Source organism: Leclercia adecarboxylata (genome assembly GCF_035787115.1).
GTDB classification, from domain to species: Bacteria; Pseudomonadota; Gammaproteobacteria; order Enterobacterales; family Enterobacteriaceae; genus Enterobacter; species Enterobacter adecarboxylatus_E.
On the sequence record NZ_JALKTL010000003.1, the window covers coordinates 185,567 to 201,008 of the forward strand.

20 protein-coding genes are annotated in these 15,442 nt (G+C 53.9%); 13 read left to right on the forward strand and 7 right to left on the reverse strand.

All coding sequences use genetic code 11. The annotated features are described in order from the left end of the window. Positions 1-3: 3 nt before the first annotated feature. The 3 genes from MXM41_RS11765 to bsmA all read right to left on the reverse strand — a co-directional run bounded on the left by MXM41_RS11765 (position 4) and on the right by bsmA (position 2,855). The gene (locus MXM41_RS11765) at positions 4-1,929 is read right to left on the reverse strand and encodes a methyl-accepting chemotaxis protein (protein WP_325932105.1); all 1,926 of its coding nucleotides are present in this window, start codon (positions 1,927-1,929) and stop codon (positions 4-6) included. Positions 1,930-2,101: 172 nt separating this feature from the next. Further along, positions 2,102-2,389 (reverse strand): DUF1471 family protease activator YjfN, encoded by a 288-nt coding sequence (yjfN, locus tag MXM41_RS11770; protein ID WP_325932107.1) that lies wholly within the window; start codon positions 2,387-2,389, stop codon positions 2,102-2,104. A gap of 136 nt (positions 2,390-2,525) precedes the next feature. After that, positions 2,526-2,855 (reverse strand): biofilm peroxide resistance protein BsmA, encoded by a 330-nt coding sequence (bsmA, locus tag MXM41_RS11775; RefSeq protein WP_325932567.1) that lies wholly within the window; start codon positions 2,853-2,855, stop codon positions 2,526-2,528. Between the two features lie 138 nt (positions 2,856-2,993). On the opposite strand from bsmA, the gene yjfP reads away from it, so the two are divergent. Beyond that, positions 2,994-3,725, forward strand: coding sequence for an esterase (yjfP, locus tag MXM41_RS11780; protein ID WP_325932108.1), 732 nt, complete (start codon positions 2,994-2,996; stop codon positions 3,723-3,725). On the opposite strand, the gene ulaR is transcribed toward yjfP, so the two are convergent. Both ulaR and ulaG read right to left on the reverse strand, forming a co-directional pair. Next, entirely contained in the window at positions 3,722-4,477 is a 756-nt protein-coding gene (gene ulaR, locus MXM41_RS11785; protein WP_325932109.1) for an HTH-type transcriptional regulator UlaR, read from the reverse strand. The genes yjfP and ulaR overlap by 4 nt on opposite strands. A 108-nt stretch (positions 4,478-4,585) precedes the next feature. Further along, positions 4,586-5,650 carry an L-ascorbate 6-phosphate lactonase gene (gene ulaG, locus MXM41_RS11790; protein ID WP_325932110.1) on the reverse strand — a complete coding sequence of 355 codons (1,065 nt, stop codon included), beginning with the start codon at positions 5,648-5,650 and terminating at the stop codon, positions 4,586-4,588. A 354-nt stretch (positions 5,651-6,004) separates the two neighbouring features. Between ulaG and ulaA the strand changes: the two genes are divergently transcribed. From ulaA to MXM41_RS11820, 6 genes are read left to right on the forward strand one after another with little or no spacing between them, the layout of a single operon-like run. Then, positions 6,005-7,405: a PTS ascorbate transporter subunit IIC gene (gene ulaA / locus MXM41_RS11795; protein ID WP_325932111.1), complete on the forward strand. Its 1,401-nt coding sequence runs from the start codon at positions 6,005-6,007 to the stop codon at positions 7,403-7,405. A gap of 12 nt (positions 7,406-7,417) precedes the next feature. Next, a complete protein-coding gene (gene ulaB, locus MXM41_RS11800; protein ID WP_103177980.1) occupies positions 7,418-7,723 on the forward strand; it encodes a PTS ascorbate transporter subunit IIB in 306 nt (101 codons plus the stop codon). Positions 7,724-7,733: 10 nt separating this feature from the next. Next, positions 7,734-8,201, forward strand: coding sequence for a PTS ascorbate transporter subunit IIA (gene ulaC / locus MXM41_RS11805; protein ID WP_325932112.1), 468 nt, complete (start codon positions 7,734-7,736; stop codon positions 8,199-8,201). Between the two features lie 13 nt (positions 8,202-8,214). After that, positions 8,215-8,865, forward strand: coding sequence for a 3-keto-L-gulonate-6-phosphate decarboxylase UlaD (locus MXM41_RS11810; protein WP_325932114.1), 651 nt, complete (start codon positions 8,215-8,217; stop codon positions 8,863-8,865). 9 nt (positions 8,866-8,874) lie between these two features. Beyond that, positions 8,875-9,741, forward strand: coding sequence for an L-ribulose-5-phosphate 3-epimerase (locus tag MXM41_RS11815; RefSeq protein WP_325932116.1), 867 nt, complete (start codon positions 8,875-8,877; stop codon positions 9,739-9,741). Next, on the forward strand, positions 9,728-10,414 hold the full coding sequence (locus MXM41_RS11820) for an L-ribulose-5-phosphate 4-epimerase (RefSeq protein WP_325932117.1): 687 nt from the start codon (positions 9,728-9,730) through the stop codon (positions 10,412-10,414). The genes MXM41_RS11815 and MXM41_RS11820 overlap by 14 nt, the downstream gene beginning before the upstream one ends. A 92-nt stretch (positions 10,415-10,506) precedes the next feature. Here the strand turns inward: MXM41_RS11820 and yjfY are convergent, their stop codons facing one another. Then, positions 10,507-10,782 (reverse strand): DUF1471 family protein YjfY, encoded by a 276-nt coding sequence (gene yjfY, locus MXM41_RS11825; RefSeq protein ID WP_325932118.1) that lies wholly within the window; start codon positions 10,780-10,782, stop codon positions 10,507-10,509. A 344-nt stretch (positions 10,783-11,126) separates the two neighbouring features. Here yjfY and rpsF point away from each other — a divergent pair, with 344 nt between their 5' ends. From rpsF to MXM41_RS11850, 5 genes are all read left to right on the forward strand, one after another. Continuing rightward, entirely contained in the window at positions 11,127-11,522 is a 396-nt protein-coding gene (gene rpsF, locus MXM41_RS11830; protein WP_011915632.1) for a 30S ribosomal protein S6, read from the forward strand. Positions 11,523-11,528: 6 nt separating this feature from the next. Continuing rightward, positions 11,529-11,843: a primosomal replication protein N gene (gene priB, locus MXM41_RS11835; protein WP_039028462.1), complete on the forward strand. Its 315-nt coding sequence runs from the start codon at positions 11,529-11,531 to the stop codon at positions 11,841-11,843. A 4-nt stretch (positions 11,844-11,847) separates the two neighbouring features. Then, positions 11,848-12,075, forward strand: coding sequence for a 30S ribosomal protein S18 (gene rpsR / locus MXM41_RS11840; protein ID WP_000135199.1), 228 nt, complete (start codon positions 11,848-11,850; stop codon positions 12,073-12,075). A 41-nt stretch (positions 12,076-12,116) separates the two neighbouring features. After that, entirely contained in the window at positions 12,117-12,566 is a 450-nt protein-coding gene (rplI, locus tag MXM41_RS11845) for a 50S ribosomal protein L9 (RefSeq protein ID WP_103177988.1), read from the forward strand. Between the two features lie 153 nt (positions 12,567-12,719). After that, entirely contained in the window at positions 12,720-13,661 is a 942-nt protein-coding gene (locus tag MXM41_RS11850) for a DMT family transporter (RefSeq protein WP_325932119.1), read from the forward strand. Between the two features lie 23 nt (positions 13,662-13,684). Here the strand turns inward: MXM41_RS11850 and MXM41_RS11855 are convergent, their stop codons facing one another. Further along, positions 13,685-14,323: an OapA family protein gene (locus tag MXM41_RS11855; RefSeq protein ID WP_325932120.1), complete on the reverse strand. Its 639-nt coding sequence runs from the start codon at positions 14,321-14,323 to the stop codon at positions 13,685-13,687. Positions 14,324-14,554: 231 nt separating this feature from the next. On the opposite strand from MXM41_RS11855, the gene fklB reads away from it, so the two are divergent. Continuing rightward, positions 14,555-15,175 carry an FKBP-type peptidyl-prolyl cis-trans isomerase gene (gene fklB / locus MXM41_RS11860; RefSeq protein WP_325932122.1) on the forward strand — a complete coding sequence of 207 codons (621 nt, stop codon included), beginning with the start codon at positions 14,555-14,557 and terminating at the stop codon, positions 15,173-15,175. Positions 15,176-15,442 lie beyond the last annotated feature (267 nt).

The following is a 15,442-nucleotide window of genomic DNA, read 5'->3' on the forward strand; positions in this document are numbered from 1 at the left end:
ACCTTACAGGCGGAACAGGCTGACCAGATCGGTCAGGTGTGACCCTTTCTCCCGCAGAGTCTGCGCCGTCTGTTCACTGCGTGAGACGCGATCGGCGTTGATATGCGACGCTTCGCCGATATGCGTCATCGCCAGATTCACCTGACCGATACCTGCCGACTGTTCGCGAGAGGCATGGTTAATCTCTGTGACCAGCGCCTTGATATTGTCGATATGCTCGATGATGCTCTCCATCGCCTGACGGGTCTGCTCCGACAGGGCGTGGCCCTCGCTCACCTTACTGAGCGTATCGCCAATCAGCTGTTCAATCTCCTTCACGGCGTTGGCGCTGCGCGCCGCCAGGGCGCGGACTTCCTGAGCCACCACGGCGAAGCCTTTACCGTGCTCACCTGCCCGGGCGGCTTCTACGGCGGCATTCAGCGCCAGAATATTGGTCTGGAACGCGATACTCTCAATCACCCGGGTGATGGCTTCGATACGTTTCGATGCTTCGCGAATATCATCCATGGTGGAGACTGCATTGCTGACGGTCTCCCCACCCTGATGCACCGCCCGGGAGGTTTCGCCAACCAGCTGCTGGGTCTGCTCCATATTGGCCGCATTCTGCTGCACAGTGGCCGCCAGCTGCTCCATGCTGGCGGAGGTCTCTTCCACGCTGCTGGCCTGCTTGTTGATCTGCTCTGAAATCTCGCCGGTATCTGCCGCCAGGGCGTTAGTCCCCAGATGGATATCCCCGGCGGCTTCACGCACCTGCATTACAATTTTCTGCAGCCCGCCGCCAATGCCGTTAATGGCATTGATCAGCTTGCCAACCTCATCCTGACGGGTGGCAGGAAGCGTGGCACGCAGATCGCCTGCGGCATACTGCTCTGCAAGACCAATCACATCGCGTAGCGGGCGTGAAAGCCAGCGGCGGATGATAAACACAAACAGCATGGCAAAGAGGGCGGAGAGCGCCACGCCAGCCAGCAGGAAGCGATCGCGCAGGCTGGTCACATCGGCCAGCAGCACGGTTTTATCTACCTCACCCACTATGGTCCAGTTCCAGCCCGGAAGCGGCGTCCAGGCCATAATCAGCGTGCGGCCATCGGTGCTCTGGCGCTCCAGGGTGCCGGATTGTTCTCCCAGCAGCTGTTGCTGAACGGTGTTATCCCATTTCGGCAGTTGCCCCTCTTCTGCGTTATGGAACAGGTACTGGCCGTGATTTTTGCCGTTGCTGCGGTCCAGCACAAAGAAATGACCGCTCTCACCCAGACGGCGACTGAGGATCTTCTCGCGCATGACGTTCCAGGAGTGGGTAATGTCGACGCCGACGAAGATGATGGCGATCACCTGTCCGCCCGCATCTTTGACCGGCTGATACTGGGTGATATAGCGTTTGCCGAACAGCAGGGCGAGACCGCGATACACCTCACCTTTGGTGACCATCGCCCATGCCGGGCTGGCAGGGTCCAGTACCGTACCTATGGCCCGATCGCCGTTCTCTTTACGCAGTGAGGTGGCCACGCGGACAAAGTCGTCGCCGCTACGGACAAACAGCGTCGAGATAGCGCCGGTGCGATTCAGAAAATCATCGGGCGTGGTGTTGTTCTCATGAAGTTCCGTATCGCCACCTTTCAGCAGCGGGACGTTCTGACCATTAATGGTGCGGGTCTGGCTTGCGTCCACGTTCAGCGGCTGCGGTAAAAATGTGGTGAACAGGCGGGTGTAACTTTCAACCTCTTCGGTGAGGCTGGTATTGAACATCTGGACCATATCCACCACGCCGGTGGACTGGTTGTGCAGATCTTCTATAGCCAGCGATTCAAGTTTTTGGCTGGTGTTGTAGCTCAGAAGAAAAGTGAAAAGCAGAAAGAGTGTAGCGACACTCAAGCCGGTAAGCAGCGAAAGCTTTGTGCCCAGACCTGCACGGCGGAAAAAATTGATCATAAATTGCTCATTGTTAAAAAGGTATCGCTTTTCAACGGCAGAGCGGGGATAACATTTATTCAGTTTATGTAACAAAATGTTACTAGAATGTCTCGGAGTGGTAACGGCAAGGATAATAGAATTGTAAATATTAAAAAGCCACTCTTTTTTAGTGGCTTTTTAACCGTAATTTTCAGACATAAAGAATGGCTTGTGCCCGCCAGCGATCCACATGGCTATCTTCCTGCATTTTAATGATGCGATACCATGAGGCGCCCTGTTCATCAGCTTTTAACGCAATCATGCGCTCTACATCCTGCGGGCTCCCTGAGATATCACTCACGGAGATCAATCCAATTTCATTTAAACCCGTAACACAGTCAGCGCTGGCAAATTCAGCTGACTGTGCAGCCGTACTCACCAGACCGGCTGAGAGTAACAGTGAGGTCAAAGCAAGAGATCGTTTCATCGTCAGCTCCATTTTACGTGTCCCCGGTATCCGCCGGGCAATCCTTCGCTAATAAACCCACTTCCATTGTCACAGGCATGGAGTTTATTGTGGACAGGAAAACGTCTATGGACGCAAAGCAGTGTAAATGTCGTTTAAATACCGCGCGTTATTTACGGTATAAAATGGCCTGCGAATACCATTGTCCTGTTACGATGGTTTCATCGATAAGGACAATGACGTAATAATCTGCTTTCGCGGCGACGGCTTTTGCTTTAATGGCATCTTCCACATCATCGGGAGAGCCGCGCTCAAGTGCGGTCACGGTACCCATTCGCTGTAATCCTTCCGTCTGATTACGACGTATTTCCTGGGGGTGATCGGCAACCGGTGGGGCGGGCTGTGGCGTACCTTGCAACGCGCTACATCCGGCCAACAGCAACATCAGCGTTAAAGCAGCAACCCTTCGCATAATCCTGTCTCGTTTCCTGATAGCCATAGTGTAGATCTCTGTTGATTTGACATTGGGGGAATGTTCCCAAATTGTTATCTGTGGCGTAATTTTCGAATGAAAATTGTGTGAAAGCGTAAGCCAGTTCTCAACATTATGATTCACCCAAAAGTATGAGGCCCAATAATGATTGAAATTGAAGTACGGCAGCTTGGCGACCATGAGATTGTACATGCCGCTCCGGCGGGAAATATGTCTGATCCCTTGCCGGTTGTTATTTTTTATCATGGTTTTACTTCATCAAAACTGGTTTACAGCTATTTTGCGGTGGCGCTGGCGCAGGCAGGTTTCCGGGTGGTGATGCCGGATGCACCCGACCACGGGGCGCGTTTTACGGGGGATGAACAGGCTCGTCTGGGTCAGTTCTGGCCGATCCTGCACGGCAACCTCACCGAGTTTACCGCCCTGCGGGATGCGCTGTATCAGGCAGGTCTGGTGGCCGATGAACGGCTTGCGGTGGCCGGAGCCTCGATGGGGGGCATGACCGCGCTGGGCATTATGGCGCGTCATCCGGAGGTCAAATGTGTAGCAAGCCTGATGGGGTCAGGCTACTTTACCTCGCTGGCCCGCACGCTGTTTCCGCCGCAGCAACCCGAGGCATTTACGGCGATGGTCTCTCCGCTTGCCGACTGGGAAGTTACAACCGCGCTACCGCGTCTGGCCGACCGTCCGCTGCTGCTGTGGCATGGTGAGGAGGATGATGTGGTGCCTGCCGGAGAGACGTTCCGTCTGCAGCAGGCGTTGCAGCAGGAGGGGCTGGATAAAAACCTGACCTGTCTGTGGGAGGCGGGAGTAAAACACCGCATTACGCCGACCGCGCTCGACGCCACGGTGACGTTTTTCCGCCAGCACCTTTAAACGCGCAGGATTTTAACGCCCTGATCTTCCAGTTTCTGGAGGATCTGTGGGTCAGCATTTTTACCGGTGATCACCAGGTCTATCTGCCCGGCACGGCTGAACAGCATGCCTGCGCGCTCACCGACCTTGCTGCTGTCGACCAGCACCACCAGCTTGCCGACCACGTTCAGCATTTTCTGCTCTGCCATCGCCGTCAGCATGTCGGTTTTATACAGCCCTTCGGCGGTAAGCCCTTTGCCGCTGGTAAACATCCAGTGCCCGGCATACAAGGTGTTTTCGCTATCCTGCGGGCTTAAGGTGATGGACTGGCTCTTGTTGTACTGCCCGCCCATGATCACCACGCTTTCATGTTCCTGATCGATCAGATAGTTGGCCAACGGCAGGTAGTTGGTGATGATTTGCACCGGTTTGCCGCATATCTCACGGCCCAGCAGAAAGGCGGTTGAACCGCAGTTAATCACCACGCTTTCGCCTGGATTGACCAGCTGGGAGGCGGCTCTGGCAATACGCACTTTCTCATCATGATTCTGCGCCTGATGAATATTCATCGGCGACCAGCGTGGGCGCTGCTGGCTGATGCCCTCGGCACCGTTACGGACTTTTTTCAGCTTACCGCTTTCATCAAGTTTGTTGATATCCCGGCGCGCCGTGGCGGGAGAAACGCCTAATCGGGCAATCACCTGTTCAACAGTGACAAAGCCCGTTTGCGCCAGGAGTTCCAGTAAAATTTGATGACGTTGTGCTTCTGTCATGAGCTATTCCGAAATAAATTGATTTTAAAAGATGATATTTGAAATAGCCTGAAATTACTAAGCAAAAGTGGGAACCGCCAGGCGCTGTGCCTGGCGGTGAGAAGCCACTTACAGGAATGATTTGAATGGCAGATCGGGCTCAATCGTAAAGCAATCATCAAAGCCACGCGGGTAGTGATACTCAAAATTATCCTTATCCAGCGGCCAGATAAATTTGCCGCCAACCTGCCAGATGAACGGCTTAAAGCCATATTTCAGCCGATCTTTTTTCATCTCCCACAGCACGCGGATCTCCTGCGGATCGGCCTGGAAGTTTGACCAGATATCATGATGGAACGGGATCACTACCTGGGTATTCAGCGCCTCAGCCATGCGCAGAATATCGGCACTGGTCATCTTATCGGTGATACCGCGTGGGTTCTCACCATACGACCCCAGCGCAACGTCGATATGGTGCTCGTTACCATGTTTGGCATAGTAGTTTGAGTAGTGGGAGTCACCGCTGTGGTAAAGCGTGCCGCCCGGGGTTTTGAACAGATAGTTCACCGCACGCTGGTCCATGCCGTCTGGTAATACGCCAGCCGCCTTCTGATCGGCAGGCAGAGTAATGAGTGCCGTACGGTCAAACGCATCGAGGGCATGGATTTCAATGTCTTTGATCTTTACCACATCGCCCGGTTTGACCACGATGCAACGCGCTTCCGGCACGCCCCAGCCGATCCAGATATCCACGCAGGTTTGCGGGCCGATAAACGGCACATCTTGCGCACAGTTTTGCATAACCGCCGCAGCGACATTCACATCGATATGATCGTTGTGATCGTGGGTGGCCAGCACGGCATCGATCTGACGAATCGCAAAGGGATCGAGAACAAACGGCGTAGTCCGCAGGTTTGGCTGTAATTTCTCGACCCCTGCCATACGCTGCATCTGATGCCCTTTTTTCATCAGCGGGTTGCTATGGCTTTGCTTGCCGGTGCCGCACCAGAAATCGACGCAAATATTGGTGCCGCCCTGAGATTTCAGCCAGATTCCCGTACAGCCCAGCCACCACATCGCGAATGTGCCCGGTGCGACTTTCTCCTGCTCGATCTCTTCATTCAGCCAGCTTCCCCATTCTGGAAAGGTGCTCAGGATCCACGATTCGCGGGTAATGGCATTCACTTTACTCATTGTCAGACTCCCTCTTTCTCACAAGTAATCAAAATATGATTCAATTTGACTGATAATGTCACTGTTAAATCAGCAATGCAATGTCGTTTTTGCGATAACAGAGCTATCAAAAGCGGTCTCAATGGACATCATCATCTATGGCTTTGCCGCTGTTATTTGTTTAACTTATTGAAATTTAACCACATTAATGAAGTGCGTTTGGCTGAATTAAAGCCATTTCTTTTTGTGGGGAAATAATTTGCGTGATAGGTCACAAATAATCAAAATGAATCTTGTTGTGATTATTTGTGATTACTAGAGTGTGGGTCTGTTGTACGAGCATGACGCATCGTACTGCCTATACCGGAGAGTGTTATGGAGATCCTCTACAGCGTCTTTACCGTCTTTTTTAATCAGGTAATGACCAATGCCCCGCTACTGCTGGGTATCGTGACGTGCCTGGGTTATATCCTGCTGCGTAAAAGCGTGAGCGTAATCATCAAAGGCACGATCAAAACCATTATCGGTTTTATGTTGCTTCAGGCAGGTTCAGGCATTTTAACCAGCACCTTTAAGCCCGTTGTCGCTAAAATGTCGGAGGTTTATGGCATTAACGGCGCAATATCAGATACCTACGCCTCAATGATGGCCACCATCGAACGCATGGGTGATGCCTATAGCTGGGTGGGGTACGCCGTGCTGCTCGCACTGGCGCTAAATATCATTTACGTTCTGCTGCGTCGGGTCACTGGCATCCGCACCATCATGCTGACCGGGCACATCATGTTCCAGCAGGCCGGGTTGATTGCGGTTTCTCTCTATATCTTCGGCTACCCGATGTGGACCACCATTATCTGTACGGCGATCCTGGTCTCACTCTATTGGGGAATCACCTCCAATATGATGTTCAAACCGACGCAGGAAGTGACCGACGGCTGCGGTTTCTCTATTGGTCACCAGCAGCAGTTTGCCTCATGGATTGCCTATAAAGTCGCCCCGTATCTGGGTAAAAAAGAGGAGAGCGTTGAAGATCTTAAGCTGCCCGGCTGGTTGAATATCTTCCACGACAATATCGTCTCAACGGCGATCGTAATGACCCTTTTCTTCGGCGCCATCCTGCTCTCCTTCGGGATTGACGTCATCCAGACCATGGCGGGTAAAACCCACTGGACCATCTATATCCTGCAAACCGGCTTCTCCTTCGCTGTGGCGATTTTCATCATCACCCAGGGCGTGCGCATGTTTGTTGCCGAATTGTCTGAGGCCTTCAATGGCATCTCTCAGCGCCTGATCCCCGGCGCGGTGTTAGCGATTGACTGCGCGGCAATTTATAGCTTTGCCCCGAATGCGGTGGTGTGGGGCTTTATGTGGGGCACCATCGGCCAGCTGATTGCGGTGGGCATCCTGGTGGGATGCGGCTCGTCCATTCTGATCATTCCTGGCTTTATTCCAATGTTCTTCTCTAACGCCACTATCGGCGTTTTTGCTAACCACTTTGGCGGCTGGCGCGCGGCGCTCAAGATCTGCCTGATGATGGGCATGATTGAAATTTTCGGCTGCGTGTGGGCGGTCAAGCTCACCGGTATGAGCGCCTGGATGGGGATGGCGGACTGGTCAATTCTGGCACCGCCGATGATGCAGGGCTTCGCCTCTGTCGGCCTCGTCTTTATGGGCGTCATCATCCTGATAGCGCTGGCTTATATGTTCTTCGCAGGCCGTTCGCTGCGGGCTGAAGAAGATGCGGAAAAACAAACAGCAGAAGTTTCTGCTCACTAAGGAGTTTCGATTATGACCGTACGTATCCTGGCTGTGTGTGGCAATGGGCAAGGGAGCTCCATGATCATGAAGATGAAAGTGGACCAGTTTTTAACCCAGTCAAACATTGACCACACGGTGAACAGCTGCGCGGTGGGTGAATACAAAAGTGAACTGAACGGCGCGGACATTATCATCGCCTCTACTCACATTGCCGGTGAGATCAGCGTCGCAGGTAATAAATACGTGGTGGGAGTGCGCAACATGCTGTCACCTGCGGACTTTGGGCCGAAACTGCTGGAAGTGATCAAAGCGCACTTCCCACAAGACGTGAAATAAGGAGGCTCCTGTGAAGCTACGTGATTCTCTGGCTGAGAACAACGCCATCCTTCTTCAGGCCGAGGCCAGTACCTGGCAGGAGGCGGTAAAGCTGGGCGTGAATCTGCTGGTAAAGGCCGATGTGGTCGAGCCGCGCTATTACCAGGCCATTCTTGATGGGGTTGCGCAGTTCGGGCCGTACTTTGTGATTGCGCCGGGCCTGGCGATGCCGCATGGCCGACCGGAAGAGGGAGTTAAAAAAACCGGTTTTGCACTGGTTACCCTAAAAAAGCCGCTGGTATTTAACCACGACGACAACGATCCGGTTGACATTCTGATCACTATGTCGGCCGTTGATGCCAACACCCACCAGGAAGTAGGCATTATGCAGATCGTCAATCTGTTTGAAGATGAAGCCAATTTTGACCGTTTACGCGCCTGCCGTACCGCGCAGGACGTGCTGAATTTAATCGACAACGCCACTGCGGCGGCAGCTTAAGAGGGATTTTAAAATGTCATTACCTATGTTGCAGGTTGCGCTGGATAACCAGACCCTGGCCCACGCTTACGAAACCACCCGTCTGATCGCCGAAGAGGTGGACATCATCGAAGTAGGCACCATTCTGTGTGTAGGGGAGGGCGTGCGCGCCGTGCGTGACCTGAAGGCTCTCTATCCGCATAAAATCGTGCTGGCCGACGCCAAAATTGCCGATGCCGGCAAAATCCTGTCGCGGATGTGTTTCGAAGCTAACGCCGACTGGGTCACGGTGATCTGCTGCGCAGACATCAACACCGCCAAAGGCGCGCTGGAAGTCGCGAAAGAATTTAACGGTGACGTCCAGATCGAACTCACCGGCTTCTGGACATGGGAGCAGGCAGAAGCGTGGCGTGCTGCAGGTATCCAGCAGGTGGTCTATCACCGCAGCCGCGATGCGCAGGCCGCGGGCGTTGCGTGGGGCGAGGCGGATATCAGCGCCGTTAAGCGTCTGGCGGATATGGGGTTCAAAGTAACAGTGACGGGCGGGCTGGCGCTGGAGGATTTACCGCTGTTCGCGGATATTCCGATTCACGTCTTTATCGCCGGCCGTAGCATTCGCGATGCCGCCTCGCCGGTGGAAGCTGCGCGCCAGTTTAAACGTTCCATCGCCCAGCTATGGGGATAAGGAGCGGCTATGTTAAGCAAACAGGTGCCGCTTGGCATTTATGAAAAAGCGCTCCCCACCGGGGAGTGCTGGCTCGAGCGGCTGAAGCTGGCGCAATCGCTGGGGTTCGATTTCGTCGAAATGTCGGTGGATGAGACGGATGAACGCCTTTCCCGCCTCGACTGGGACCGCGAACAGCGCCTGGCACTGGTGAGCGCCATTGCCGAGACCGGCGTGCGCGTGCCCTCGATGTGCCTGAGCGCCCACCGTCGTTTTCCGCTCGGCAGTGAAGATGACGCCGCGCGCGCGCAGGGGCTTGCGATCATGCGTAAAGCGATTCGCTTCGCCCAGGACGTTGGCATCCGCGTTATCCAGCTTGCCGGATATGACGTTTACTATCAGCAGGCCAACAACGAAACGCGCCGTCGTTTCCGTGAGGGGCTGAAAGCGAGCGTTGAAATGGCCAGCCGTGCGCAGGTCACGCTGGCGATGGAGATCATGGATTACCCGCTGATGAACTCCATCAGTAAGGCACTGGGTTATGCCCATTACCTGAATAACCCGTGGTTCCAGCTCTATCCCGATATCGGCAACCTGTCCGCGTGGGATAACGACGTGCAGATGGAGCTGCAGGCGGGTATCGGACATATCGTGGCGGTACATGTGAAAGACACCCGTCCTGGGGTATTCAAAAACGTCCCCTTTGGCAGCGGTGTCGTGGATTTTGAACGCTGTTTCCGGACGCTTAAACAGAGTGGCTATTGCGGGCCTTATCTGATTGAGATGTGGAGCGAAACGGCAGAGGATCCGGCGCGTGAAGTGGCGCAGGCGCGCGACTGGGTGCTTGAGCGGATGGCGCGAGCCGGACTCGGAGAAGAACATCATGCAGCAGCTTAAACAGCAGGTATTTGAGGCAAACATGAGTTTGCCGCGCTACGGGCTTGTCACCTTCACCTGGGGAAACGTCAGCGCTATCGACCGGAGGCGTGGGCTGGTGGCGATCAAACCCAGCGGGGTGGCCTACGAGAGCCTGCGCGTGGATGACGTGGTGATGGTGGATCTCAACGGCAACGTGGTGGAGGGGCAGTGGCGCCCTTCGTCCGATACCGCAACCCACCTGGCGCTGTACCGCCGTTACCCTTCCCTTGGTGGCATAGTGCATACCCATTCGACTCATGCTACCGCCTGGGCGCAGGCAGGGCGGGCGATCCCCGCGCTCGGCACCACTCATGCAGATTACTTTTTGGGTGATATCCCCTGTACCCGGGCCTTAACCGAAGCAGAGGTGCAGGAGGAGTACGAGCACAATACCGGTAAGGTAATCATTGAAACGCTGGGGGACGCTGAACCGCTGCACAGACCGGGAATTGTGGTGTATCAGCATGGTCCCTTTGCCTGGGGAAGTGATACTCACGATGCCGTGCACAATGCCGTGGTCATGGAAGAGGTGGCGAAAATGGCGTGGATTGCCCAGGGCATAAATCCCCACCTGAAGCCCGTTGACAGCTATCTGATGAACAAACATTTTATGCGCAAGCATGGTGCCGATGCTTATTACGGGCAGAAGTAAAAGAAGAAATAAAAAAAAGCCCCCGGGCAGGGGGCTAATCATACTATGACAATTTTTTCGTTGTTGGCTTTCCTGGTGCTAGCGTCAAAGCATTACCGATAGATATCTGCGCTGACGTGCATATTGCCGTTGCTGCCCGGTTCACGGGTGAGCATGACGTGATAATAGCGGGCATCCCGCGCATCGGCTTCTGCATTAATGGCTTCAGTCGCTTCACTTTCCGTCGCGAAGTTATGGTTGATATAAATGACGCCCAGACTTTGCACATCATCCATATTTCTGGCCTGTCGGCCGTCAACCTGAATGGCTGCTGTCGCGTTTGCACTCAGCAAAAGCGCAGCCAGAAAGGCAATGGTGATTTTTTTCATGATATGCGCTCCACGACAAACTACGGTGCGACGATAATCACTGCTTTATTTCGTCCTCAGATAGGGTCTGATTAAAGTGTAAGCACGAATCTCACAGGCTATGGCGACCATTTCTGATGCTGTTGTTCAAAAAATCGCCGCGATCGCCCGTGAGTAATGGTAAATCACCCACTTAGACCAGCTTTGCGCTTTGTGCGAATTATTTGCGCAATCAGCTTGAGTTTCGAAGGGGGCGCAAGTATTATGACGCGTCAATTTTTCAGCCGACCTTTAACACGTTCCTTGCCTCCCCGGGCCTCGGCTGACCCAGACAGGAGGCTGAATAATCCGTAAGGAGCAATTCGATGCGTCATTACGAAATCGTTTTTATGGTCCATCCTGACCAGAGCGAACAGGTTCCGGGCATGATCGAGCGCTACACTGGTGCAATCACTGCAGCAGAAGGCACGATCCACCGTCTGGAAGACTGGGGCCGTCGTCAGCTGGCTTATCCGATCAACAAACTGCACAAAGCTCACTACGTTCTGCTGAACGTTGAAGCGCCGCAGGAAGCGATCGATGAGCTGGAAACTAACTTCCGCTTCAACGATGCCGTTATCCGTAGCATGGTAATGCGTACCAAAAACGCAGTTACTGAAGCATCTCCGATGGTTAAAGCGAAAGACGAGCGCCGTGAGCGTCGCGATGATTTCGCAAACGAAACCGCAGATGATTCTGATGCTGGGGATTCTGAAGAGTAATTTCTGATGACCAACCGTCTGGTGTTGTCCGGTACCGTGTGCAGGACCCCACTTCGCAAGGTCAGCCCATCAGGAATTCCTCACTGCCAGTTCGTGCTTGAGCATCGTTCAGTGCAGGAGGAAGCCGGGTTTCACCGGCAGGCGTGGTGCCAAATGCCCGTTATTATTAGCGGACACGAAAACCAGGCCATTACTCACAGTATAACGGTCGGTAGCGCAGTAACGGTTCAGGGGTTCATCTCTTGCCACAAGGCAAAGAACGGCCTGAGCAAACTTGTTCTGCATGCCGAGCAGATTGATTTGATAGATTCTGGAGACTAGCCAAATGGCACGTTATTTCCGTCGTCGCAAGTTCTGCCGTTTCACCGCGGAAGGCGTTCAAGAGATCGACTATAAAGATATCGCAACGCTGAAAAACTACATCACCGAAAGCGGTAAGATTGTCCCAAGCCGTATCACCGGTACTCGTGCAAAATACCAGCGTCAGCTGGCTCGCGCTATCAAACGCGCTCGCTACCTGTCTCTGCTGCCGTACACTGATCGTCATCAGTAATCGGGCACGGTCCATTAATACGACTTTAAGAGGATAAGGTAATGCAAGTTATTCTGCTTGATAAAGTAGCAAACCTGGGCAGCCTGGGTGATCAGGTAAACGTTAAAGCGGGCTACGCTCGTAACTTCCTGGTTCCACAGGGTAAAGCTGTTCCTGCTACCAAGAAAAACGTAGAGTTTTTCGAAGCACGTCGTGCTGAACTGGAAGCCAAACTGGCTGACGTTCTGGCGGCTGCTAACGCTCGCGCTGAGAAAATCAACGCACTGGGCACCGTTACCATCGCGTCTAAATCTGGCGACGAAGGTAAACTGTTCGGTTCCATCGGTACTCGCGACATCGCTGACGCTGTAACTGCAGCTGGCGTTGACGTTGCTAAGAGCGAAGTTCGTCTGCCGAACGGCGTTCTGCGTACCACCGGTGAGCACGAAGTGGACTTCCAGGTTCACAGCGAAGTCTTCGCGAAACTGGTTGTTAACGTTGTTGCTGAGTAAGTAATTACTCATCACCACGTCGAGACGCCGGCCTTGTGCCGGCGTTTTGCTTTTTAAAGTCACCTCTTGCCTTCTTTGTGACTTGTATGGTGGCTATTCCTTGCGCATTCCCCGATAATAAAATGAAACACTATTTTATCTTTGGGATTTGTCATGGACTCCGCTCTGCCTGCACCGCTTTTCTCTCGCAAAAATATCGTGTTCGCCAGCGCGACGCTGTGCTGTCTGTTATGGGGTAGCTCCTATCCCGCCATTAAAAGCGGCTACGAACTTTTTCACATCGCCACCAACGATATTCCGTCAAAAGTGGTCTTTGCGGGTTATCGCTTTGTGTTTGCTGGCCTGCTATTACTGCTGCTTGCCCTGGCCCAGCGTAAACCGATTGGTCGGCTCAGCCCACGGCAGTTCGGGCAGCTGACGATACTAGGCCTGACGCAAACCACGATTCAGTACACGTTTTTCTATATTGGACTCGCGTACACAACGGGCGCTAAAGGGTCGATTATGAACGCGACCGCCACCTTCTTCAGCGTCATGCTGGCGCACTTTATCTATCAGAACGACAGGATAAGCTATAACAAGGCACTCGGCTGTATCCTCGGTTTTGCCGGGGTGATGATCGTGAACTTTAACAGCGGCTTGCAGGACTTCCACTTCGTCTGGAACGGAGACGGTTTTGTGGTGCTGGCGGCGTTTATTCTTTCGGCCGCCACGCTGTACGGAAAACGCATTTCTCAGACGGTGGATCCGATGGTGATGACCGGCTGGCAGCTGGCGATTGGCGGAGTGCTGCTGGTGGCAGGGGGCTATATTACCGGCGGGACGCTGGCCGTACCCAGCGTTAAAGCAGTGGCAATCCTTGGCTATCTGACCCTGCTCTCCTCGGTGGCATTTGCGCTGTGGAGTTTGCTGCTGAAACATAATCGCGTCAGCATGATCGCACCCTTCAACTTTTTAGTACCGGTTGCCGGAACCGTGCTCTCTGCCATTTTCCTGGGTGAGAATATCCTGGAGATAAAATATGCCGTGGCGCTGGTGCTGGTCTGCTCGGGGATCTGGTGGGTTAACAAAGTCAGTGAAAAACCGGCCCGGTAAGCAAAACGCCACCGGGCACACAGCTATTTCGCGCGGACGAAGCTGCCGTCAGACTGGCGGGTAAACAGCACCTGCTGACCATTTCCGCTGTCAATGGTCAGCCCTGTCACCACGCCGCTCGCATTCTGGCGAATTTGCACCATCTGGCCGTTTTGCAGATTGCTCAGCGGCTTGCCTGCCCCCTCAACCTGCGCCATCGCATAGACATCGGTGGCAGGCAGGTTGTGATCGCGGAACAGCTGCGCCAGGGTTTTACCCGGCTCTACCCGGTAAGTACGCCACTGCTGCTCAATACCGGGAGGGGACTGCTGGGATTGCACCGGCGCGGCAGCCTGCTCCTGCGGTTGCTCTTCCTGAATCGGCTCCGGCTCAACAGGGGCGACCTGGCCGGGATCGTTTGAGGGTGACACCAGCTGCGTCTGCATTGGCTGCGTATCTGGCTGCGGCTGCGTCTGCGAACGGAAGTCCAGCTCGGCATCGCGACGAACGGGCGTTGTCGCGCTGTCGTCAGCGCCAGGCAGCAGAAAACCGATAATCACCAGCAGCGCGCCGATAATAATGCCTCTGCGGTGCAGGGGCGGCAGGGGATCCATGAAGCGAAAGTGGTCCGGCGCATGCCAGATTTTCATCAGGGTAGGTTTTAGTTCAAATGGCCCGGGCATGGCTCTCCTCCTGCTCCGCGTCTTTTTTCCTGTCCCGAGAAGTATAGTTTGCTAACTGCCTGATGAGCGTAACAAAGCCGGCTTCCGTGACACGCATTCGGGAAAAATCCAGATAGTCTCTATTGTTTCCGTTTCGTCGCAATTTGTCATCTTTCCATAAGACAAAGTTTTACCGGATGGGAGGTGGCTGTTATGCTGCCCGCTACTTTAAATGTGATGGAAGGAAATCCCATGACCACCCCGACTTTTGACACAATCGAAGCGCAGGCAAGCTATGGCATTGGTTTGCAGGTAGGACAGCAGCTGAGCGAATCAGGTCTGCAGGGTCTGTTACCTGAAGCGCTGGTGGCGGGAATCGCCGATGCGCTGGAAGGTAAGCAGCCAGCTGTTCCGGTAGATGTGGTTCACCGCGCGCTGCGTGAAATCCACGAACGTGCTGACGCTGTACGTCGTGCGCGTTTCGAAGAGATGGCTGCAGCAGGCGAGAAATTCCTCGAAGAGAACCGTGAGCGTGAAGGCGTGAACAGTACCGAAACTGGCCTGCAGTTCCGCGTGCTTACTCAGGGTGAAGGCGCTATCCCGGCCCGCACCGACCACGTTCGCGTGCACTATACCGGTAAACTGATCGACGGTACCGTGTTCGACAGCTCTGTCGCCCGCGGCGAACCGGCAGAATTCCCGGTAAACGGCGTGATCCCAGGCTGGATCGAAGCCCTGACCCTGATGCCGGTCGGTTCTAAATGGGAACTGACTATCCCGCAGAACCTGGCCTATGGCGAGCGTGGCGCTGGCGCGTCTATTCCGCCATTCAGCACCCTGGTCTTCGAAGTCGAGTTGCTGGAAATCCTGTAAGCGACCGGTCGTACCCCTCTCCCCTCCCGGGGAGAGGAAAAACAGTTAATAAACCTATAGTTACGTGCCAATCAACAGATTATCTTGCAAAAGGACACAGTCAGTGTATTTTTGTGAGCTGTTTTGCGTAGCTTAAGTGATTTAGCACTCAGTTTTAACGTCTTGTTAACATAATATTTAAATCATAGTATTCATCCCGCCGATTCTTACCTAATATCGATGAGTCCTTAATCGGGGACCGTCGCTTTTCGACGTAATAAAGGGCCA